Source organism: Paenisporosarcina sp. TG-14, assembly GCF_000297555.1.
Lineage (GTDB): Bacteria > Bacillota > Bacilli > Bacillales_A > Planococcaceae > Paenisporosarcina > Paenisporosarcina antarctica.
In genome coordinates this window covers 1-21264 of record NZ_AMGD01000052.1, presented here as the reverse complement: position 1 = coordinate 21264, position 21264 = coordinate 1, and the positions used below count along the sequence as shown (strand labels likewise).

Sequence of the window (21264 nt, the reverse complement as noted above, 5' to 3'; positions counted from 1 at the left end):
TAAATAACAGCCGGAACACTTTAATGGTGTCCGGCTGTTTGTTACTATCAATTAATCTAAATATGTGCTACCAAAAGTATAAGATTTCTTTTTTATTGGCTGTGTTTTGGCCTTTGAAGTGGAAGCAAGTGAGGGGTTCCTCTTTACGATAGATGGGTGTAAGCCTGTATACTCACTTAATAGTTGTTTAGCCATATTTAAACTCATTCTTCTTTGTGGATTACGGTAGTTTTCATCTAAATGGCCTAAATGAGTAAGGTTTTGAAAATCTTCTTTTTTGGGCAGTAAATGAAAATAATAATCAGCACATTGAATTAATACAGAAGATTGTTGTTGACTATATCGAGGTTTTTCTACAAAGTGTAATCCTAATTTTTTGGCTCGTCCGGTTTCAATCATCTTTTCAATTGTGAGCCTTTTTAATTCATAAAGATATTTGTTATCTGTAGCTGTTTTAGCATGACGATTAACTGAATATATAGCTGAAGCAAGTTGTTCATCAGTTTTAATTGGTTTCATGAAACCCCACCTTTCGCATCTTATAAAATAGAGAAATAAAGCTAGAATTAAGAAAAATTCAGAGCATTCAATTAACTATTATCATACCAATTCCTTCCCAATTTGTATAGGAAAAAAGAAAAATATATGGAAAAGGTGAAAAAATATGAAAAAAAAGACAGCTATTATAGATATAGGATCTAATACGATTCGCTTAGTAATCTATTCTTATGATCAAAAAAGAGGACTTCGAGAATTTGAAAATATAAAGATAGTGGCACGATTACGTACATATATTCAAACAAATGGAGAAATGTCTGAAGAAGGTATTCAACTTCTAGAAGAAATATTAAAGTCATTTAGACAAATGCTAAAAGATTATAATGTACAAGACGTACTTGCAACGGCAACAGCTGCAATACGACAAGCCACTAATCAAGTTGTAATTGTTAACCGTATGAAAGAAAAAACTGATTTTGAAATCGATGTATTAACTGGAGACGAAGAAGCGTATTTTGGTTTTTTAGCAGTCGCACATTCTGTTCCAAATGAGTCAGCCGTTACGATAGATATTGGTGGGGGAAGCACAGAAATCACTTTTTTTATTAATAAAAAATTACAAAAAACACATAGTTTCCCTTTTGGAGTTGTTACTCTTCAACAACAATTTATGAAAGAAGATAAAATAACAGTCATTGAAAAAAAACAATTAGCATTGTTTGCAGAAGCTCAATTTCGTTCGCTCCCTTGGCTTAGTGGTCTGAAGTTGCCCGTTATCGGCATTGGTGGCAGTGCACGAAATATTGCGCAAATTGATCAACAACGAAAACAATACCCAATTTCAAGTGTACATCAATATAAAATGAAAGTGCATGATGTAAATATATTGAGCGATACATTGTCTGACTTGTCATTTTCCGATTTGAAAAAAACTGACGGCTTATCTAGTGACCGAGCGGATATCATTCTACCAGCGCTTGAAGTGTTCCGAGCATTAATGAAGGTGGTCGAAGCTGATGAGTTCATGTTCAGTGGTAAAGGGTTGAGAGAAGGAATCATGTTAAACCGTGTTTTAAATACGAATCCAGAAGCGCTAGATAAGAATAAAGTTTTTGAGCATAGCTGTGAGGCTTTAGCGGCAGAATATGAAATAAATCAACAAGAGGCTAAACATCTCCAATTTTTAGCGCAAAAAATTTATCTAGCATGCTCTAAGAATAAAATGATTCAAGAGTCTCCAGGTAGCTTACAATTACTAAAAAGAGCAGCAGCATTGTTTTATTTAGGTGAATATATTGACGCAGAATCTGCAAGTCAACATACATTTTATATATTATCAAATCGCTCTATTGATGGTTTAGATCATTTAAATCGTGTGAAATTGGCACTAGTAGCTTCTTATAAAAATAAAGATAATTTTAAGCGTTACGCTGCTCCATTTGAACAATGGATTGATAAAAATGAGTTAAAACATTTGCGCGATTTGGGAGCCATTTTGAAATTTGCTTATGGTTTAAATGGTTCAAAACGATCTATTGTTAACGATGTCTTAATGGAATCTTCTAAAGATGGTGTACAGTTGAAGATATATGTTGATGGAAATGCAATGGCCGAAGAATATCAAGCGGGCAAACAAAAGAAACACCTAGAACGATTATGTAAATGTGAAGTCAACATACAATTTATTGTAAAGGATGGAGAATCTTATGACTGAGCGACCTTCTTTGCTTGATATTGATAAACCTGAGTACTATAACAATCGTGAACTTAGTTGGCTAGCTTTTAATGAACGTGTACTACAAGAAGCAGAAGATGAGCGAAATCCATTAGCAGAACGTTTGAAGTTTTTAGCGATTTTCAGTTCGAATTTGGATGAATTTTTCATGGTTCGAGTAGCTGGAATTCAAGATCAAGTAAGAGTGGAATTTCAAAAACCTGAAAATAAAGCAGGGCTTACACCAAAAGAACAGCTAAAAAAAATTAGTCATAAAACACGAGAGTTAGTCAAAAGACAGTCACGAGTTTATCAGCAACTCGTATATAAACAATTAAAAAACGAAAATGTTCAAGTTTTAACAATGGCAGAGTTATCAAAATCACAAAAAAACTTTACCCAACTATTCTTTGAAGAACATGTCTTCCCAGTTTTAACACCAGTAGCTGTGGATGCATATCGACCTTTTCCAACTCTATTAAGTAAAACAATGAATATTATTGTTATTCTAGAACAAAAAGTTGAAGAGGAAATTCAAGAAAAAGTGGCAATAGTTCAAGTACCCTCTGTTTTAACACGAATGATTAAAGTCCCTTCCAAAAGCAAAGGAGATTCATTTATTTATTTGGAAGACTTAATTATTAACCAAATAAAAACGTTATTTTATGGTTATTCAGTGAAATCTGTAAATACTTTTAGAATGACTCGAAATGCAGATTTAACCATACATGAAGAAGGTGCAAGAGACTTACTAGTAGAAATTGAAAAAGAGTTAAAAAAAAGAAAGTGGGGCGCAGCAAGTCGTTTAGAAGTTCGAGTAAATGAAATTGATCAAGAAGTATTAAATTATTTATTAAATGAACTTGATATACATCATGAGGATGTATATAAGATGGAATGTCCAATAGATCTGACATTTTTATTTTCTTTTGTTAATGAAATAAAAGGTAGTCGAGAAAAGCTAGTGTTTGAAAATTTCATTCCTCAACCGCCTTTTGATTTAAAATCAGATGAAAATTTATTTGAAAAAGCTTTACAACAAGATTTATTTTTCCACCATCCTTATGAATCATTTGCACCGATTTTGGAATTTGTCTCTGAAGCTGCAGACGATCCGAACGTACTTGCAATTAAACAGACTTTATATCGAGTAAGTGGGAATTCTCCGATGATTCATGCATTAAAAAGGGCAGCAGAGAATGGAAAACAAGTGACGGTATTAGTGGAACTAAAAGCAAGATTTGATGAAGAAAAAAACGTCCATTGGGCCAAAGAATTGGAACAAGCTGGTTGCCTTGTAATTTATGGCATGCACAATTTAAAAACACATTCCAAAATCACATTAGTTGTTAGGAAACGTAACGACCGTATTGAACGATTTGTCCATTTAGGGACAGGTAATTATAATGACCAAACTGCCAAAGTCTATACAGATATGGGTATCATTACAACCAAAAAAAAGTTTGGCATTGATGCTACAAATTTCTTCAATTATTTAAGTGGCTATACAGAAAAGCCTATTTTTAATCATTTAGTTGTGGCTCCTTTCGATATTAGAGATGAATTTATAAAATTGATAGATCAAGAAATTGCTTTTCATCAAAAGTACGGAAACGGATACATTCGTGCAAAAATGAATTCTTTAACTGATAAAGAATTAATCATGAAAATGTACGAGGCTTCAATTGTAGGAGTAAAAATTGATTTAATTATTCGTGGAATATGTTGTTTACGTCCACAAATTAAAAAAGTTAGTGAAAACATTCGTGTTATTAGTATTGTAGGTCGTTTCTTAGAACATTCTAGGATTTACTGGTTCCACCATAATGAAGAGAATCTTGTTTTTCTTTCATCAGCAGATATGATGACTAGAAATATGATTAAACGAGTCGAGATTCTTTTTCCCATATTAGATTCGGATATAAAGGAACGAATCATGAACCTTATTTTACTCCAAATGAAAGATACTGCGAAATCAAGAGAGCAAGATCAAAATGGAGAATATCTTTATCAATTCCCTAAAAACAATGAGGATATAATTAACAGTCAAGAAGAATTATTAAAGTTAGCTTATCGAGTTTCTAAGGATGAAGAATAAAGAATTACTCCCCCTTTCTATATACTTTTGTACGATAGTAATGTCATAATAAGTATATGAATGAATATTCAGAAATATAAAAGGGGGAATTAGTATGTTATTAAAAGATCAAACAATTATTATTACTGGCGGATCAAGTGGAATGGGTTTTTACATGGCGAAACGCTTTGTAGAAGAAGGAGCAAACGTTGTCATAACTGGACGTGATTTAGAGCGTTTGGAAACTGCTCAAAAAGCAATTTCTCATGATTTTAGTCACGTAGGTATTTTTCAAATGGATGTCCGTGAACCAGAGCATGTGAAGGCAATGGTTCAATATGCAGACGAGCTGTTTGGAAGAATTGATGGACTTGTAAACAATGCTGCTGGTAACTTTATTGTCCATGCTGAAAAGCTATCACCAAATGGATGGAAGTCAGTGATTGACATTGTTTTAAATGGAACGTTTTATTGTTCACAAGCAGTCGGAAACTACTGGATTGAAAAAGAGTCAAAAGGAGCTATCCTAAATATGTTAGCAACGTATGCGTGGAATGCAGGAGCAGGTGTTGCTCACTCTGCTGCTGCGAAGGCAGGCGTAATGTCATTAACGAGAACGTTAGCGGTTGAATGGGGAACTCAATATGGGATTCGCGTAAACGGGATAGCACCGGGACCTATTGAACGAACTGGTGGAGCTGAAAAACTGTGGGAATCTGAAGAGGCGGCTGCACGAACACTTAAATCTATACCGCTTGGTCGACTTGGACGTCCTGAAGAAATTGCTGATCTTGCTGCATTTATGCTTTCTGAAAAAGGAGCTTATATGAATGGGGAAATTGTCACAATGGATGGCGGTCAATGGTTAAATAAATTTCCATTTTAAGCGTAGAATTCATGGAATTACCCATACTAAGATTACTTCATTGAAAGGGTAGGATTTATTATGGGTATATGGGCTTGGCCATTGGTTTTCGTAATTTTCATTATCAGTGCGATTGGGTTTTACGCAACTTGGAGGATTATGGTGTTTGACAGGAAACGACAGGAAGTAAATGATTCACCGATCCCACAAACTATGAAAGACCATCCTTTTGTACTAAATCCAATTATTTGGGTTTACCTGACTGCACTGGTGTTTGTAACAATTCTTATAGCTTATTATGTAGCTTCTTCACCTTATTAGGTGAAGAAGTTTTATTTATGATTAAAACGTTTACTTTTATGTTTTGTAACAGAATATGATATGATAATAGAGTAGTATGCTGTTTGTTAGTTGAACAGAAAAAGGAGTAGAAGTGTATGATTTCGGTTACAAGCAGAGATTTTTTTGAAATGCATATCGAAGAATTCATTATCTCATCAGAAAAAGTTGCACATGTGCAAGTAGGAAATAGTGCAGAACATGCCCTCTTAGTATTAACAAAAACAGGTTATTCATCTATCCCAGTATTAGACTCTAAATATCGTTTAAAAGGATTAGTTAGCACATCAATGATTACTGATTCCATATTAGGACTAAATCACATTGAGTATGAACGTTTGCCAGATTTTAAAGTCGACGTTGTAATGCATTCACCTGTCCCATCCATTCATATTAACGAAACGTTTAAAAAAGGACTCGACCTATTAATCAATCATCCTTTTTTATGTGTAGTAGATGATGAAGAAACATTCTTAGGTATATTAACGAGACGTGTAGTATTAAAACAACTAAAAAAACATATGTATCAAAATAATGAGTAGGTACAGTTACAAAAATAAGAGGAGGTCTCTATAGGAGATCTTCTTTTTCGATTAATAAAGAATTTCCAAGATTATGAATTGAAGACTTCTGTAAAGGGTGTGATATGGGTGACAACAAATGAATCACAAATCATTAAAATTCTTTCAGAAGAGCGTAATATGAGAAAAGCTGCGGAACGACTTTTCCTATCTCAACCTGCACTATCCCAACGTCTTCAATCAATTGAAAAAGAATGGGGAGCACAGCTATTTCTGCGATCTCAAAAAGGACTTACAGCTACTCCTGCTGGTGAAATAGTGATCCAGTTTGCTATTGATAGCATTGCTAAGCAAGAAGAAATTTTTGAAATCATTCATTCATTAACCTCAAAGGTTCATGGAACATTGAAAATTGCTTGCGCTTCTATCGTTGGACAAAATTGGTTGCCGATGGTATTAAAAGATTTTGTCACGAAGTACCCAGAAGCAAAGATTTCTCTAATTACAGGATGGAGTTCAGAAATTGTTAAAGCTCTTTATGATGGGGAAGCCCATATTGGAATTGTCAGAGGCCATACAGAGTGGAAAGGAACAAAAATTCATTTATTCCGCGATACTCTCTACTTAGTAGACCAAGAATTGAAAGAAGTTCAAGATGTGCTGTCAACTGACCGTCCCTTTATTCAATTTAAAAGTGACTCAAACTATTACCAAGAAATTCAAGCTTGGTGGCAAAGGCATTTTTCTTCAAGTCCAAGGCGTCAAATAACAGTAGATCAAATTGAAACATGCAAACAAATGGCGTTAAATGGAATAGGTTATGCGATATTACCTTCAATTACATTAAATGGGTTAGAAAAAGTTAATAAAATTCCCTTAACCAATCAAGCAGAAGAGTTTGAATTGACGCGTGATACTTGGTTAATAGGATATGACTCAGCTTTTAAATTACGACAAGTAGAAGCTTTTGTTGATGTTGTGCAAGAACATGCAAAAATACTGCATGATTATTCAGATTAAATGCGTGTATTGTGACTCACTTTCCTGTACAATAGGACCATATTTTGCAATAGAAAAGGAGATTATTAACTTATGAAACAAATGGATGCATATGAAATCATTTCTTATATTCAACACGCTAAAAAATCAACACCTGTAAAGGTTTATGTAAATGGTAAAGACTTAAAAGAGATATCTTTCGGTGAAAATACAAAAGTATTTGGAGAAGGAAATTCACTTGTGTTATTCGGTGAATGGTCTGAAATTGAACCTGCTTTAGCTACGTATAAAGATAGAATTACGGACGTGGTCGTAGAAAATGATCGTCGTAACTCTGCTATTCCATTAGTAGATTTAAAAGGGATTAACTCTCGTATAGAACCAGGTGCTTTTATTCGTGATCAAGTAGAAATAGGTAATAACTGTATTATTATGATGGGTGCTGTTATTAATATTGGAGCGGTAATTGGCGACGGCACAATGATAGATATGGGTGCTATTTTAGGAGGACGTGCTACAGTCGGTAAAAACTGTCACATCGGTGCAGGAGCCGTGCTAGCAGGTGTAATTGAGCCTCCTTCAGCTATGCCAGTAATAGTGGAAGACGATGTTCTTATTGGTGCAAACGCTGTGGTTTTAGAAGGTGTAAAAATTGGAAAAGGTTCAGTTGTTGCAGCCGGCGCGATTGTTACAAAAGATGTTCCTCCTTATACAGTAGTTGCTGGAATGCCAGCTAAAGTTATTAAAGAAATTGATGATAAAACGAAATCGAAAACTGAAATTATGCACGAACTTCGTCAATTGTAGGAAACGATGATGAAAACTCTTCAACAAATACGACGTGAGTTACATCAAATTCCTGAGACAGGTTTTCAAGAATTTAAGACACAAGCCTATTTATTAGAAGAAATTCATGCGCTAAATCAACAACGATTAACAATTGTGAAGTGGAGAACAGGTATTGTAGTCCATGTTAAAGGTCTAAATCCAAACAAAACGATTGGATGGAGAACAGATATGGATGGTCTTCCAATAAGTGAACAGACCTCTCTATCTTTTCAATCAACCCATGAAGGGTATATGCATGCATGTGGACATGACATACATATGACAGTCGCACTAGGACTGTTACGACAAATTAATCAATCACCCATTAACGATTCCATGGTTTTTCTTTTCCAACCTGCTGAAGAAGGACCAGGTGGAGCACTGCCGATGCGAGAGTGGTTAAAAAAACACCATCAAGATTTACTGCCAGATGTGATTTTAGCTTTCCATGTCGCTCCAGAGTATCCTGTTGGCACTATTGCAACTCGTCCCGGATTATTATTTGCGAATACGTCAGAATTATTTATAGATCTTCATGGTGTTGAAGGACATGCAGCCTTTCCACACCGAACAAAAGATATGACAATAGCTGCTGCTAGTCTTTTGATGCAACTTCAAACTATTGTTAGTCGCTCCATCAATCCACTTGACTCAGCAGTAGTGACGATTGGAAAGATGACTTCTGGGACGGTTCAAAATATTATTTCAGGTCATGCTAGATTAGAAGGAACGATCCGTACGATGGATGCAAAAACGATGCTAACGGTGAAAAATAGAATTGAAGCATTGTGTAGAGCGACTGAAATTGCTTTTGAATGTAAAGTTGAAATTGACTATGGTTCAGGATATTATCAAGTTTTCAACACTCCAGAGATTACATCAGAATTTTTGTCGTTTGCTAAGCTAGATGCATCAACAGTTTCTATACAATGTGATGCGGCGATGACAGGTGAAGACTTCGGATTCTTCTTACAAGAAATTCCCGGCTTGTTATTTTGGGCAGGTGTTGATTCTTCATATGGTTTACACAACGCCAAGCTCAACCCAGATGAAAAAGTGATTGATTATCTCGTCCCTTTTGCAGAATCATATATACGCTCTCTTTAAATTCAATTTAAATAAAAAAACCTTCATTTTATGTTTGAATATAAACATAAAATGAAGGTTTTTTATTGTGAAAATCAAAATTGGCAAAATATTATAAAAACTTACTCGTGTTCCTTACCTAAGTAGAATTAAAGTTGCTTTAATTTAGAAATAATAGCGTCATTACTAGACTCAACATCATATACTAATTTGAAGGATAGTTTAGTTGGAGTTGTTGACCATAACAGGTATCGATCAAAAAAAGTTATGGCTAATAAATCACCAACTAATTGTACGGATTTCACATGCCGAATACATGCTCAAAGTCCTTCAAAAGAGGGGCTTTTTTAAATGCTCACTTTTTAAATTTTGAGGAGGTGTTTATAGTGGAAAAAAGCTTATTTATCATTTCAGTCCTAGGATCATGGTTCATGTATTTAATTGGGGGATGGCAAATGTTGCTGACAATTCTCGTTGTGTTTATGGTATTAGATATTGTTACTGGGGTAATCAAAGCGCTCATTAAAGGAAAACTCAACTCGAAAATGGGGTTCAAAGGATTTCTAAGAAAAGCCTCTATTATGTTAGTTATTATTCTAGCGAATTGGTTAGATTTGCTAACTAACTCGAATGTTCCAGTGTTCAAAACAATCGCTATTTATTTTTATATTGGAATGGAGGGCCTATCAATTACAGAAAATCTTTATCATATCGGTGTACCGATTCCAAAATCTATTACTAAGTATATTGAGCAGTTAGTGAAGGACGAACTACCAAAAGACAAAAAAGATTAAATAATATACGTTCACTTTGAAATCATGATAAATTTTAATTATCATGATTTTTTTGATTTTTCGGAACTTATACGTAGCCATTTCGTACTAATTAATATAGAGATAAGGGGGAAGAAATATGAAGAAAAGTATTCGGTGGTGTTTCGCGTTAAGTATATTAGTATTACTTAGTTTTGTTCCATTAATAGAAGCCACCGCTGCACCACAATTAGATGTAAAAGCTAAAGCGGGGTTCCAAAATAAAGCAAAGCATGGTCTAGGGTTTCCGCTCACGATAACAGTCGTGAATAATGGCGATGAATTTTCTGGCGACCTGGTCATTGATTATTCGGAGTCTTATACTGTTGGTTCTGCAAAAGCTATTCCTTTTACGATTGGTTCAGGAGAAACGAAAACCCTTAATTTGTCTTTACCAGGATTATCAGAAGACTATACTTATTCTGGAACTAGCACACAAATGTTTTATTTTTACCAAGATAGTTGGGAGAAAGGTAAAGAAGTTGAATACAAGGGGAATAAAAATATAAAACCTAATTTTTATGATCCTTCTTCGAATTTTATTTTAACACTTACCGAAAGTGCAGATCGTTTAAAACCTTTTTCTACAATAAAACTTAATAATATGTCAGACACACAAGTCATTCACCTTGCGCAATTAAAAGATTTTGACTTCCCTACAACAGCCGCTGCCTATGGTGCTGCCAATTTTTTAGTAGTAGATGAGTTTGTATTAGCCGATTTATCTGAAAATACGCAAAATGCAATTATACAATGGATTCAAACTGGTGGCGTTTTTATTGTAGGCGCATCAGACAATACAACTGCTGAGTTAGGTCTTATATCTTCTCACTTACCACTTACTTTAATGGATGAGCGTACAGAAATCTCTAAAGACATCCTAGCTAGTTTTGCAAATAAAAAAGAATTTGCTGAAAATATTTCTGTGTTCAAAGCAACATTAAATAATGAGTCTCGTTTGTTAATTCAATCAGAAAATCAACCCCTCGCAGCATCAAAAACACTTGGAAAAGGCACAATTATTCAAACTTCATTCTCACTTGGAGATGAACCATTTTCAAAAGAAGATAATGCTACAACATTTATAAATGAATTAATAAAAAAAGCAAATGTAGGTTCTGTAACACCAATTAACATGAGTTATGGAAATCAAGGGATTAAAGAGTCAATGACTTATGAAGTAGGACAAACGAATGAATTATTCCCTTCATTCCAAGTGTCCACTCCATTCATGATTGCAATTGTTATTCTTTATATTATTTTGGTTGGGCCATTATTATATTTTTTATTGAAAAGGAAAGATAAGAGAGAGCATGCATGGTGGATTATTCCGGCTATTTCCGTGTTGGCATCAGCGTCAATTTTCGCATACGGAGCAAAAGATCGTCTTGTTCGCCCTCAGATTCAACAAGTAAGTTTATATGAAGTTCAAGAAGATGCTAGTCTTTCGGGTTATTATTTAGAATCTTTGTTGTCTAATCGCAGTGGTAATTTTACTTTCGAAGCTGAAACAGGGACAACAATGGTGGCAACTAAACGAATGAATTCTTTTTCATCATCCAATGGGAGTGCACAGTCAACGTCTATTTTGCAAGAAAGTGCAAATAAAAATCAATTAACGGTACGTGACGTAGGATATTGGTCTGTATCGACTATATTAGGGGAGTCCAATATTAAGGATGTCGGAAATTTTGCAATCGACTTAACAGTGGAAAGTGGGATTGTTCGTGGATCGGTAAAAAACGAGTTTCCATTTGCATTAAAAGATGTAGCAATATGGTCAGGCACGAAGATGATTGGGCTTGGTGATTTAGCACCCAACGAATCCATCCAAGTAAATGAATCGATTGGTTCTGCGATTTTGTTACCTATTGCCTCTGCGTCAGGTTCACAATACATGGGTTTATCGCAAACGATGAAAGCAAGTGATTTACCAAAAGAACGAAAAAATAGTTTAATTCGATTATCTCAAATGACTAGTGAACGATCAACTGATCCTGCCATTGTTGCACATACAGAAGATGCTATTGTGCCTGTCAAATTAACCGACGCCCGTGCAGAGATGTCAGCAATTAATGTTGTGTATCAACCTTTTACACCGGAGACTATTTTCGCTGGTAAGTTTACACTACCAGCTACTTCATTTGAAATTGAAGTTAGTTCAGAAGAATCATCATCTTATTATGAACAAATGGGTGAAAGTAATTTTGAGTGGATGATGGAAAATGGATCTTACCGATATGAATTGAATATGCCGACTAATATTCCGTTAGATCTAGTCAATTGGACTGAATTACAACTTGCCAATACAGATACTTCTTCAATTTCCGTCGAGATTTATAATGTTTCCACGAAAGCATTTGAAGAAGTAAAAAGCGGAAGATTTATGATTAATGAAAATGTAAACCAATACATTACAACTGAAGGAATTGTTCGGTTTAAAGTAAATAAACAATCTTCTAACGGAGATGAGTATACGCGTTTACCAGAATTGCGTTTGAAAGGGGAGGTCCAAAAATGATTGAAATTAAAGGACTTACCAAAAAATATGGTGCATTTTATGCATTGGATGACTTAAATTTAACTTTAAGTGAAGGGACTGTTTTTGGATTTGTAGGTGCCAACGGAGCTGGCAAATCCACGACATTTTCAATACTTGCTACACTTTTACAGCCGACAGCCGGCGATGCGTTTATCAATGGGAAAAGTATTAAAACTGAGCCGCATGAAGTACGTAAACAAATCGGTTATATGCCTGACTTTTTTGGAGTATATGATCAATTAAAAGCAGATGAATACTTGGACTTTTATGGTGCTAGTTACGGGATTTCCGTGGACAAAAGAGCAGAACTCATTCCACAACTATTAGAACTGGTAAACTTGTCTCATAAACGATATGAGTATGTAGATTTACTCTCCAGAGGGATGAAACAACGTTTGTGTTTAGCTCGTGCTTTAATTCATGATCCTAAAGTATTGATTTTGGACGAACCCGCATCAGGTTTGGATCCTCGTGCTCGTGTAGAGATGCGTGAAATATTAAAACAATTAAAAGGAATGGGTAAAACTATTCTAATTTCTTCTCATATTTTGCCAGAGCTTGCAGAAATGTGTGATGAAATTGGTGTCATTGATGGTGGAAAGCTTATCGCTCACGGCTCGGTTTCAGATATACAAGCACAACTAAAAGGAGAGCGACTTATTACTGTCAAATTAAAAGGGTTAACAACTCGAGCAGCGGGTTACTTTGAAGAAGATCCTTTTGTAACGGGTATTGAAGAGTTTCCTGAAAAACATATAATCACATTTAAATATCGTGGTACAGAAGATGATCAAATGCGTTTATTAAAACATGCCTTAGAAGAGGGCTTGTCGATTTTATCATTTGCTGAACAAGAAACTGATTTAGAAGATGTCTTTATGGAAATTACAAAAGGAGTGGAGACTGTATGAGAGTCAATGTAAATAACCCTGTTCTCGTTAAAGAAGTAAAGCTCCGCTTCAGGTCGCTTAAAAGTTTTACAGGTATTTTGTTTTATTTAATTGCTATGAGTATTTTCGTTTTCGGCTTTATCTTTTTAACAACTTCGTTTAGCGGTACGGGATTTTTTAAACCAGACCAAAGTTTTATCTTATTTGGCTTATTAACGTATATTCAGTTAGGTCTTATCTTGTTTATTACGCCTGGCTTAACAGCAGGGACAATCAGTACGGAAAGAGAAAAACAAACGTTGAACATGTTATTAACAACTTCTCAAAGCTCAATGCAGATTATTCTTGGTAAATTGTCTTCATCTATTGCATTTTTGTTGCTAATGTTAGTTGCTGGATTACCAATATATAGTTTAGTTTTCTTGTTTGGAGGAATATCACCCAGTCAATTAGGTTTAATATTTTTATTCTTTCTTTTAACGATGATTACCGTTGGAAGCATAGGTGTCATGTTCTCTACTATCACTAGAAAAACAATTGTCGCAATGATAGCGACGTATGGGACGATGATTTTCTTATCAATCGTTACTGCTTTTTTCTTTATGATCACTGTACAAGTAAACATGATGGGTACTGGAGCCATACAAAGTCCATCCCCAATAGCTCATTTTTGGGCAAGTATTAATCCGGGTATTCTAATTTTCACTTTATTAAATCCAACAACTGAGGAATTTGTAACTGAATTGACGCAAATTGATTTTCCTGTATGGGCAGGATTCACTATTTTTTATGTAGTATTAGCAGCAACAGCCATTACAATTTCTATTAAAAAATTACGTGTTAATATGAATCGACCAAAATAAAAGGAGGTGTACGACATGAATAGCCGAGATCAAATAATAGCGTCTGTAAAAAATGTTCATCGAAGATTAATTAGCGAACATATCTTTCGAGTCACACAAACTGCATTATTTGTAGGTCTCGTAGTTACTGCAGTTATTTATTTATGTTCTCGGTTATTTGTCTTACCTTATTATGCGCTTTGGGCACTTTGTGCAGGCATCATTAGTTTTGGAGTTGTTGTTGTTAGGGGGATTTTTACTAAGCAGTCATACAATTCTTCATTAATCCAGTTTGATCAATACTTTCCTGATAACTTATTATTAACTGCTTTACACGCTCCTGAAGACGATTCTGGATTGCTAGTAACTCTTCGTGATAAAACAGTTAGTTCTAGTATTCGTGCTTTCGATTTATTTAAACTGAGAAAAAAGGATCTATGGCGTATTAAATCATTAATTGGGATTGGCGTTATATTCACTTTTCTACTTATTTTAAATACCTTCCCATCTACGACGCAACTTCAAGCGAAAGATATTGAAATTGAAAAAGAATTGGTTGAACAGATAAAAAAAGAAGTGGCGAAAACGATTAAAAAAACTGCTTCTGAAACACTTAAGAAAGAACTTCAACAATTAGAAAATGACTTAAAAAACACAGAAACAACTGAAGAAGCACTACGAGAATTAATTAAAAAGCAAAAAGAACTTCAATTGCGTGAACAAAAACTTATGCAAAAACAACAGACATTTGAGCAACTTGGAGATGCGAAAAGTGACTTGACAGCAGCTGAAAAAAAAGAATTAGCTTCTTTAAAAACTGCGACAAAGGATCTCGCAGAACAATCGGGAAAAACTCAAACGGCAATAAGTAAATTGGGGAAATCAACTGGAAACCCGCTAGAAACTACTACAGGTCAAACGAGCCCAACAAACTCTAGTGAAAGTAATGGTCAACCTGAATCACAAGCAACTAGTCAAGGGCAAGCAACTGGGAATCTGGCTACTCCCGGTCAAAGTGCAAATCAAGTACAAGGAAAAGGACAAGGACAAGGGCAAGGAGAAGGAGAAGGAGAAGGTCAAGGAGCAGGAGAAGGACTAGGACAGGGTTCAGGAAGTGGAACTGGTAGTGGAGCAGGTCAAGGTTCAGGTGCTGGTAAAGGTTCAGGAAGTCGAGACTTATTATCGGTTCCGTCAAGACTAGGTGGATCTAGCCAATCAACTGTCGATAGTGGGAAGATAGGTGAAGGTTCATCAGCAGAGGAGACGGAAAGCGCAGTGCCGGTCACGAAAGGTATGGTTAAACCTTATAGTGAAGTTGTTGGGTCTTATAAAGATTCCTACTTAAAGAGTTCTGACAGACTTCAATTACCACCAGACTTACAAAGAATTGTTCAAGATTATTTTTCGTCACTCGAAACAAACGAATAATGGGGGTCTATCATGTTATTTACACCTGGTCACTATGAAGAAATGAGTCAACGCTTAAATCAAGTCAAACAAGAAATCGGACAATTTATCGTTGGTCAGCAAGAAGCGGTCGATTTTACCTTATTCTCTGTTTTAGCAGATGGTCATGCTTTACTTGAAGGCTTACCAGGCTTAGGTAAGACGATGCTAATTCGGACCATTTCAGATGTTTTAGACTTATCATTTTCACGCATCCAATTCACACCAGATTTAATGCCTTCGGATATTACAGGTACAAGTATGATTGAGCGTTCAGATGATGGTAAGCAAACGTTCTCATTTAAGCGAGGTCCAATTTTTAGTCAAATGGTTTTAGCAGATGAAATTAATCGAGCAACACCAAAGACGCAAAGTGCAATGCTCGAAGCGATGGGTGAAAAAACGGTAACGGTCCTTGGCGATACAAAACAAATGGCACGTCCATTTTTTGTGCTCGCTACGCAAAATCCAATTGAAATGGAGGGAACATATCCTCTACCAGAAGCACAAATGGATCGTTTTTTATGTAAAATTCTTGTGAAATATCCTACAAAAGAAGAATTGAAAGAAATTATTTTGAGGACAACAGGAGCAAAAATAATTCATCTTCAAAAAGTCATGAATGCTGAAGATTTAATCATTGCTCAACAGATGGTCAAAGAGGTATTAATCGCTGACGATATGCTTGCGTACGCAATTGATTTAACTTTAGCTACACATCCAAATGATGACGCCTTTGAAGATGTCAAAAAATATGTTCAATATGGCAGTGGCCCCCGAGGACTTCAAAGTTTAATTCGTTTAGCTAAAGCACGTGCCCTTGTAGCTGGACGTTATCATGTTTCGATTGCAGATATAAAATCAGTTACAAAGCCTGCACTTAGACATCGATTGTTGTTAAATTATGAAGGAGAAGCAGAGGGTAAAACAACGGATTCCATTCTTGAAAGTTTACTTCATACCGTTAAACAAGGGCAGTACTCATGAAAAGAACATCCATTTTACCGGAAGATTGGTCTGCTAAAATTGGACGTTTACAAATTGCGACGAAATCGAAATTGCGCGGTCAGCATAAAGGGTCTCATCGATCGATGCGTTTTGGATCGTCTCTGGACTTTTCGGACTTTAGAGAATATCATCCGGGCGATGATGTGCGTCAAATCGACTGGAATGTGTTTGCGAGAACGGATAAATACTTCATCAAACGTTTCTTAGATGAGCAAGAAATGCGTGTGCATATCATACTCGACAGTACTAAGTCCATGCAGGAAGAAAGAAAGTGGCTGTTAGCAAAACAGTTAACTAGTTCACTTGGACAGCTTGTATTAGGGAGAGATGATCGATTATCTTTTTCTACACCCAGTGAGGATAAGTTAGTCCCTTTTAGACGAAAAGGTGCTGTGTACCGAAAAGCCTATTCATCGTATATTTCCAATTTGAATTTGCCTACAAGTAGCAAATTATTTACAAGTCAAGCAATACAGCATATTGCCAAAGATTGCACCGTGTTATTTATCATTACTGATGGATTAGAACCAATAATAGAGTGGGAAAGATGTTTGCGCAAAATGCCGAGATTTTCCCAAGATATTCGTTTGATTATGGTGCAATCAAGTGACGAGGTGGCCCCACGTTATGTGGGAGACTTACAATTAATTGATCTTGAGACAGACAATCGATTAAATGTTTCAGTATCTAAGGGAATCGTAGAAGACTATGAAAAGAAAAGAACACAGCATTTTATGGAACTTGATGCACTTTGTCGTCGTTTTGGTATTCACACATTAAAGGTAGAAACAAAGGATGACATCAGTCATATCTTATTCCATCAAATGATTCGGTCAAACTGGATAAATTGAGGTGATCAATCCATGGGCTTTGGACAAATAGCATTTTTATGGACGATGATCATTCCGATCACTGTCCTACTGTATTATTTTTTTCGTAAAAAATATAAAGAGAAATCAATTTCTTCGACGATGTTTTGGGAAACTGTGATGCAAGAAACGAAAGTCTCTCCTTATTTACAATACTTGCAACGCAATGCCTTGTTTTATTTACAAATGCTTGCATTAATTTTACTTATGCTCGCATTGATGCAGCCTTTTCTTAAATCAAAAGCGATTGCTGGCGAACACATTATTTGGGTAATGGATACTTCAGCCACGATGCTAGCCACGGTAAATGGGGAAACGGTCTTTGACAAACACAAAAAAGAGATGATGAATTTATCAGAGCAGCTAGGTAGAAAACCATTAACACTAATAATTACTGGTGAAGAGCCGACGATACTATTACGTAATGAAACGAATGTTTCAGTTATTCAATCGACTATTAGTAAGTTACAAGTACAATACGAACAAGAACATTTACCTAAGGTGTTGGATTTCACACAATCTCTTCTAAAAGGTACAGAAACCTCTATATATTTGTTTACTGATCACCTAGAGCGCAGTGAACTTCCTCTGGAGAATGACCATATAACATGGTTTGTAAAAGGCGGAGCTGAGAACTTGAAAAACGTCTCCATTTTGCGTTTTGCAGCTACATCTTCTGAGAAAGGAATTTCTGCACTTGCTCAACTTTCAAATGAAACCACAATTGAACAACGAGGTAGTTTTGAAATCAGGTCTGTGCCAAGTGGAGAAATGATAATCAAAGAAACAGTTGTGATTCCTTCCAAAGATACGTTGTCCTTGTCGTTTAAAAATTTAGAGAATGCAGGTGCCTTAACAGCTTCTCTTGAAATTGAAGATGACTATGCTATAGATAATGAGTCTACCGTTCTTTTGCAGCAAGAAACATCTCAAACCTATGTCGACGCAAATTTACATCATCTTGTATCTGCTGCATTTCAATCCATGGATATTCCTGTGAGCACAGTCCCGACAGAACAATTGAAGGACTTATCTAATGAAGCAATTATCGTGACGAATCAAACGTCTCAACTCGTTTCCTCAAAATCACCTGTGTTGTTAATTGGACGAAATGATGAAAATGCTAAAGAAGTTAATGGGATGATTACCACCACGCGAGATGATGTGTTTGCTTATGCAGATATGAAGGATATTTTTGTAAGCAGTGTGTATCCACCATTTCAAGACTATGAGACTATTGCATATGTGGAAGGTAAACCGTTTATCCAACGCTCTGGTAGAGGTGATTTGATTATCTTGTCTGATATTCAGATGACCGATTGGCCTCTCCATCCCTCATTTCCTTTGTTTTTATGGAGCGCAAGAGAACAGATGTCAATAAACAGTAACATTATTGGAACCTTTTCTCCAAATCAACGAAAGTCACTTTCTTTAGTATCAGATGAAACAAAAGGTGAATGGGAAGTCTTTTCAGTTTCAGGTGAATACATCACGACTATTCAAAATGGTAGTCAATTTGTAGCACCAAGTCGACCAGGACTTTATGATATAAAATCTGGACAAATCGAAAAACAGTTTGCAGTTGCTTTAGAACAACAAGAAAAACATATAAAAAACGGGACTTCGTTTGCTATCGGAACAGCTTCACAACAAGGCGCGCAAGAGACGGTGAAAAATTCGTTAGTTTCTTGGTTTTTACTTCTCATTATTTTATTGTTATTGATTGAATGGGAGGTGCAAAGACGTCGTGGGATTACGAATTGAATCGCCTATTTGGCTATTATTATTACTTTTACCAGCTGTCTATTTTGCATTTTATTGGTGGAAAAACAACAAGAAATTATCACACGAATATACGATTATTTTCCTGCTTAGAGTTAGTGCAGTGTGTTTACTAATTTTTGCTATGTCAATGCCAACTATTTTGATACCTATAGAAGAAGAGCAAATTTTATTTCTAGTGGACGCTTCAGATTCAACAGTAGGAACCGAACCCCAGTCAACAGAATTTCTAGTTCAAGCACTTGCAAAAAAGAAAGATCACCAGGCAGTTGGTCTATATTCTTTTGATGGTAAAATTCAAACCCAAGTTCCTTTATCTTTACTAACTGAGGATGTGCCTAAATTTATCCTGTCTAACGATAGAAGCAAGACAAATATTTCAGAAAGTATTCAACTTGCCACTAACTTAGCAGAGCAGCATAAGGCAACGCGTATTGTATTATTATCTGACGGATTAGAAAATAGTGGTTTGGTTTCCGATCAGTTGTCACGTATGGCTGCTAGTGACGTTGAAATTGACACGTACTTATTAAATCAACCCCAATCAGATGACGTAGCCATTACGAGCTTTGAAACACCACCAGTAGCATTTGAAGGGGAACAGCAGCAACTTATTGTACAAGTGGAGTCTACTAAAGCGATAACAGGCGAACTCATTCTTTCTCAAAATGATACATTTATTTCTACACAAGCAGTACAAATTGAGTCAGGTAGTAATACCTTCACACTCCGCCATGCTTCCATTGGGGAGGGACTGTTAAAGTACCAAGTGAAGTTAAATGTTGCGAAAGATGCGTTGCTTGAGAATAACCAATTAACAAGCGTGACAATGGTGGAAAGTGCACCAAAATTATTAATTGTTAGTAGTGATAAATTCACATCGCCCATTCCAACTTATATAGATCAAGATGTGGTGAAAATTGATGCGATAGTGGCTTCAGACTTGCCTGTGGATTTGTCTAATTACTTATCATACGATGCTATCATTTTTGATAACGTTCCTGGATATCAAGTAGGTGAAGCAAAAATGACAGTTATCGAACAAGCCGTTAAAAACTTTGGTGTCGGGTTTATGATGGTTGGGGGAGATAACAGTTATGGGTTAGGTGGATATTTTAAAACGCCTATTGAAAAACTTCTTCCTGTTGAGATGGAAGTAAAAGGTAAGCAACAATTGCCTTCCCTTGGACTCATCATTGTAATGGATCGCTCTGGTAGTATGTCTGGTAATAAATTTGAACTTGCTAAAGAAGCGGCAGCGCGTTCAGTCGAGTTATTACGTGAAGATGATACGCTTGGATTTATTGCCTTTGATGATCAACCTTGGGAAATAATCGAAGCTAAAAAATTAACAAATAAAGAACAAGCAGTAGAAAAAATATTGTCTATATCGCTCGGTGGAGGAACTGAAATTTACCCGGGCCTAGACTTGGCATACGAAAGATTGACTGATTTAAAATTGCAAAGAAAACATATCATTTTATTAACAGATGGGCAATCAGCCACTCAAAATGATTATGAAGAACTTATTACAGAAGGTTTAGGTAACAATATAACATTATCTACCGTTGCTATTGGACAAGATGCTGACCGTGCTCTACTCGAAGAACTTGCGCAATACGGAACGGGCCGTTTTTATGATGTCATGGATGAATCTACTATCCCAGCAATATTATCGAGAGAAACTGTAATGATTTCAAGAACGTATATTGAGGACAATCCGTTCTATCCAACAATCCGAGGGGACGACACATGGACAAGTTTGTTTACTGATGGTGTTCCTCAGTTCAATGCTTATATTGCAACGACTGCCAAACAAACGGCGACTGTCATTGCAGAAAGCACAAAAGAAGATCCTGTCATTGCAGAATGGATGTATGGGCTTGGCCGTACAATTGCTTACACATCTGATTCAACAGGATCTTGGAGTGGGGATTTTGCACGGTTTGATCAATGGGGAAATTTTTGGAATACTGCTGTCTCAAAGTTGTTACCTTCATATAGTGAGGTTCCATTCGATATTCGAAAGTCGGAAGATGGCTCATTTTCAGTCTCTGATCCATCAGGTGAATCTACATTTTTAGACATTGTGGCTGTCAATGAAGCGGGAGAAGAAATTGACACTTTAGTGTGCCCAGCATGGGCG

18 protein-coding genes are annotated in these 21264 nt (G+C 35.9%); 17 read left to right on the top strand and 1 reads right to left on the bottom strand.

Annotation, left to right across the window (positions count from 1 at the left end; translation table 11 throughout):
• Positions 1-51 precede the first annotated feature (51 nt).
• The gene (locus tag C406_RS0114135; protein WP_017381300.1) at positions 52-519 is read right to left on the bottom strand and encodes a YkyB family protein; all 468 of its coding nucleotides are present in this window, start codon (positions 517-519) and stop codon (positions 52-54) included.
• A gap of 145 nt (positions 520-664) precedes the next feature.
• Between C406_RS0114135 and C406_RS0114130 the strand changes: the two genes are divergently transcribed.
• The 17 genes from C406_RS0114130 to C406_RS0114050 form a co-directional block, all read left to right on the top strand.
• Complete coding sequence (locus C406_RS0114130) at positions 665-2212, top strand: Ppx/GppA family phosphatase (protein WP_017381299.1); 1548 nt, start codon at positions 665-667, stop codon at positions 2210-2212.
• Positions 2205-4310, top strand: coding sequence for an RNA degradosome polyphosphate kinase (locus tag C406_RS0114125; protein ID WP_017381298.1), 2106 nt, complete (start codon positions 2205-2207; stop codon positions 4308-4310). Before C406_RS0114130 ends, C406_RS0114125 begins: the two co-directional genes overlap by 8 nt.
• 94 nt (positions 4311-4404) lie before the next feature.
• Positions 4405-5175, top strand: a complete 771-nt coding sequence (gene fadH / locus C406_RS0114120) for a 2,4-dienoyl-CoA reductase (protein WP_017381297.1) — start codon at positions 4405-4407, stop codon at positions 5173-5175.
• A 60-nt stretch (positions 5176-5235) separates the two neighbouring features.
• Positions 5236-5475, top strand: coding sequence for a hypothetical protein (locus C406_RS0114115; RefSeq protein ID WP_017381296.1), 240 nt, complete (start codon positions 5236-5238; stop codon positions 5473-5475).
• Positions 5476-5591: 116 nt separating this feature from the next.
• Positions 5592-6035, top strand: a complete 444-nt coding sequence (gene cbpB, locus C406_RS0114110) for a cyclic-di-AMP-binding protein CbpB (protein WP_017381295.1) — start codon at positions 5592-5594, stop codon at positions 6033-6035.
• Positions 6036-6143: 108 nt separating this feature from the next.
• Positions 6144-7034, top strand: coding sequence for a LysR family transcriptional regulator (locus C406_RS0114105; RefSeq protein WP_017381294.1), 891 nt, complete (start codon positions 6144-6146; stop codon positions 7032-7034).
• Positions 7035-7106: 72 nt separating this feature from the next.
• The gene (gene dapD, locus C406_RS0114100; RefSeq protein WP_017381293.1) at positions 7107-7820 is read left to right on the top strand and encodes a 2,3,4,5-tetrahydropyridine-2,6-dicarboxylate N-acetyltransferase; all 714 of its coding nucleotides are present in this window, start codon (positions 7107-7109) and stop codon (positions 7818-7820) included.
• 9 nt (positions 7821-7829) lie between these two features.
• Positions 7830-8948, top strand: a complete 1119-nt coding sequence (locus tag C406_RS0114095; RefSeq protein ID WP_017381292.1) for an N-acetyldiaminopimelate deacetylase — start codon at positions 7830-7832, stop codon at positions 8946-8948.
• 365 nt (positions 8949-9313) lie between these two features.
• Positions 9314-9721, top strand: coding sequence for a phage holin family protein (locus C406_RS0114090; RefSeq protein ID WP_017381291.1), 408 nt, complete (start codon positions 9314-9316; stop codon positions 9719-9721).
• A 118-nt stretch (positions 9722-9839) separates the two neighbouring features.
• Positions 9840-12260 carry a hypothetical protein gene (locus tag C406_RS0114085; RefSeq protein WP_017381290.1) on the top strand — a complete coding sequence of 807 codons (2421 nt, stop codon included), beginning with the start codon at positions 9840-9842 and terminating at the stop codon, positions 12258-12260.
• Positions 12257-13192, top strand: a complete 936-nt coding sequence (locus C406_RS0114080) for an ABC transporter ATP-binding protein (RefSeq protein ID WP_017381289.1) — start codon at positions 12257-12259, stop codon at positions 13190-13192. Before C406_RS0114085 ends, C406_RS0114080 begins: the two co-directional genes overlap by 4 nt.
• Positions 13189-14034 carry an ABC transporter permease gene (locus C406_RS0114075; RefSeq protein ID WP_017381288.1) on the top strand — a complete coding sequence of 282 codons (846 nt, stop codon included), beginning with the start codon at positions 13189-13191 and terminating at the stop codon, positions 14032-14034. The genes C406_RS0114080 and C406_RS0114075 overlap by 4 nt, the downstream gene beginning before the upstream one ends.
• A gap of 15 nt (positions 14035-14049) precedes the next feature.
• On the top strand, positions 14050-15441 hold the full coding sequence (locus C406_RS0114070; protein ID WP_017381287.1) for a hypothetical protein: 1392 nt from the start codon (positions 14050-14052) through the stop codon (positions 15439-15441).
• A 12-nt stretch (positions 15442-15453) separates the two neighbouring features.
• The gene (locus C406_RS0114065) at positions 15454-16446 is read left to right on the top strand and encodes an AAA family ATPase (protein WP_017381286.1); all 993 of its coding nucleotides are present in this window, start codon (positions 15454-15456) and stop codon (positions 16444-16446) included.
• The gene (locus C406_RS0114060; protein ID WP_017381285.1) at positions 16443-17318 is read left to right on the top strand and encodes a DUF58 domain-containing protein; all 876 of its coding nucleotides are present in this window, start codon (positions 16443-16445) and stop codon (positions 17316-17318) included. Before C406_RS0114065 ends, C406_RS0114060 begins: the two co-directional genes overlap by 4 nt.
• A gap of 12 nt (positions 17319-17330) precedes the next feature.
• Positions 17331-19100 carry a vWA domain-containing protein gene (locus C406_RS0114055; protein ID WP_017381284.1) on the top strand — a complete coding sequence of 590 codons (1770 nt, stop codon included), beginning with the start codon at positions 17331-17333 and terminating at the stop codon, positions 19098-19100.
• Positions 19084-21264 (top strand): VWA domain-containing protein (locus C406_RS0114050; RefSeq protein WP_017381283.1); only part of this gene is annotated, 2181 nt, incomplete at its 3' end. The genes C406_RS0114055 and C406_RS0114050, both read left to right, overlap by 17 nt.

Coding starts and splice junctions, on each gene's coding strand:
- C406_RS0114060 (WP_017381285.1), top strand. CDS start 16,443: ATGAAAAGAACATCCATTTTACCGGAAGATTGGTCTGCTAAAATTGGA.
- dapD (WP_017381293.1), top strand. CDS start 7,107: ATGAAACAAATGGATGCATATGAAATCATTTCTTATATTCAACACGCT.
- C406_RS0114065 (WP_017381286.1), top strand. CDS start 15,454: ATGTTATTTACACCTGGTCACTATGAAGAAATGAGTCAACGCTTAAAT.
- C406_RS0114085 (WP_017381290.1), top strand. CDS start 9,840: ATGAAGAAAAGTATTCGGTGGTGTTTCGCGTTAAGTATATTAGTATTA.
- C406_RS0114080 (WP_017381289.1), top strand. CDS start 12,257: ATGATTGAAATTAAAGGACTTACCAAAAAATATGGTGCATTTTATGCA.
- C406_RS0114130 (WP_017381299.1), top strand. CDS start 665: ATGAAAAAAAAGACAGCTATTATAGATATAGGATCTAATACGATTCGC.
- C406_RS0114135 (WP_017381300.1), bottom strand. CDS start 519: ATGAAACCAATTAAAACTGATGAACAACTTGCTTCAGCTATATATTCA.
- C406_RS0114055 (WP_017381284.1), top strand. CDS start 17,331: ATGGGCTTTGGACAAATAGCATTTTTATGGACGATGATCATTCCGATC.
- C406_RS0114075 (WP_017381288.1), top strand. CDS start 13,189: ATGAGAGTCAATGTAAATAACCCTGTTCTCGTTAAAGAAGTAAAGCTC.
- C406_RS0114125 (WP_017381298.1), top strand. CDS start 2,205: ATGACTGAGCGACCTTCTTTGCTTGATATTGATAAACCTGAGTACTAT.
- C406_RS0114070 (WP_017381287.1), top strand. CDS start 14,050: ATGAATAGCCGAGATCAAATAATAGCGTCTGTAAAAAATGTTCATCGA.
- C406_RS0114095 (WP_017381292.1), top strand. CDS start 7,830: ATGAAAACTCTTCAACAAATACGACGTGAGTTACATCAAATTCCTGAG.
- fadH (WP_017381297.1), top strand. CDS start 4,405: ATGTTATTAAAAGATCAAACAATTATTATTACTGGCGGATCAAGTGGA.
- cbpB (WP_017381295.1), top strand. CDS start 5,592: ATGATTTCGGTTACAAGCAGAGATTTTTTTGAAATGCATATCGAAGAA.
- C406_RS0114115 (WP_017381296.1), top strand. CDS start 5,236: ATGGGTATATGGGCTTGGCCATTGGTTTTCGTAATTTTCATTATCAGT.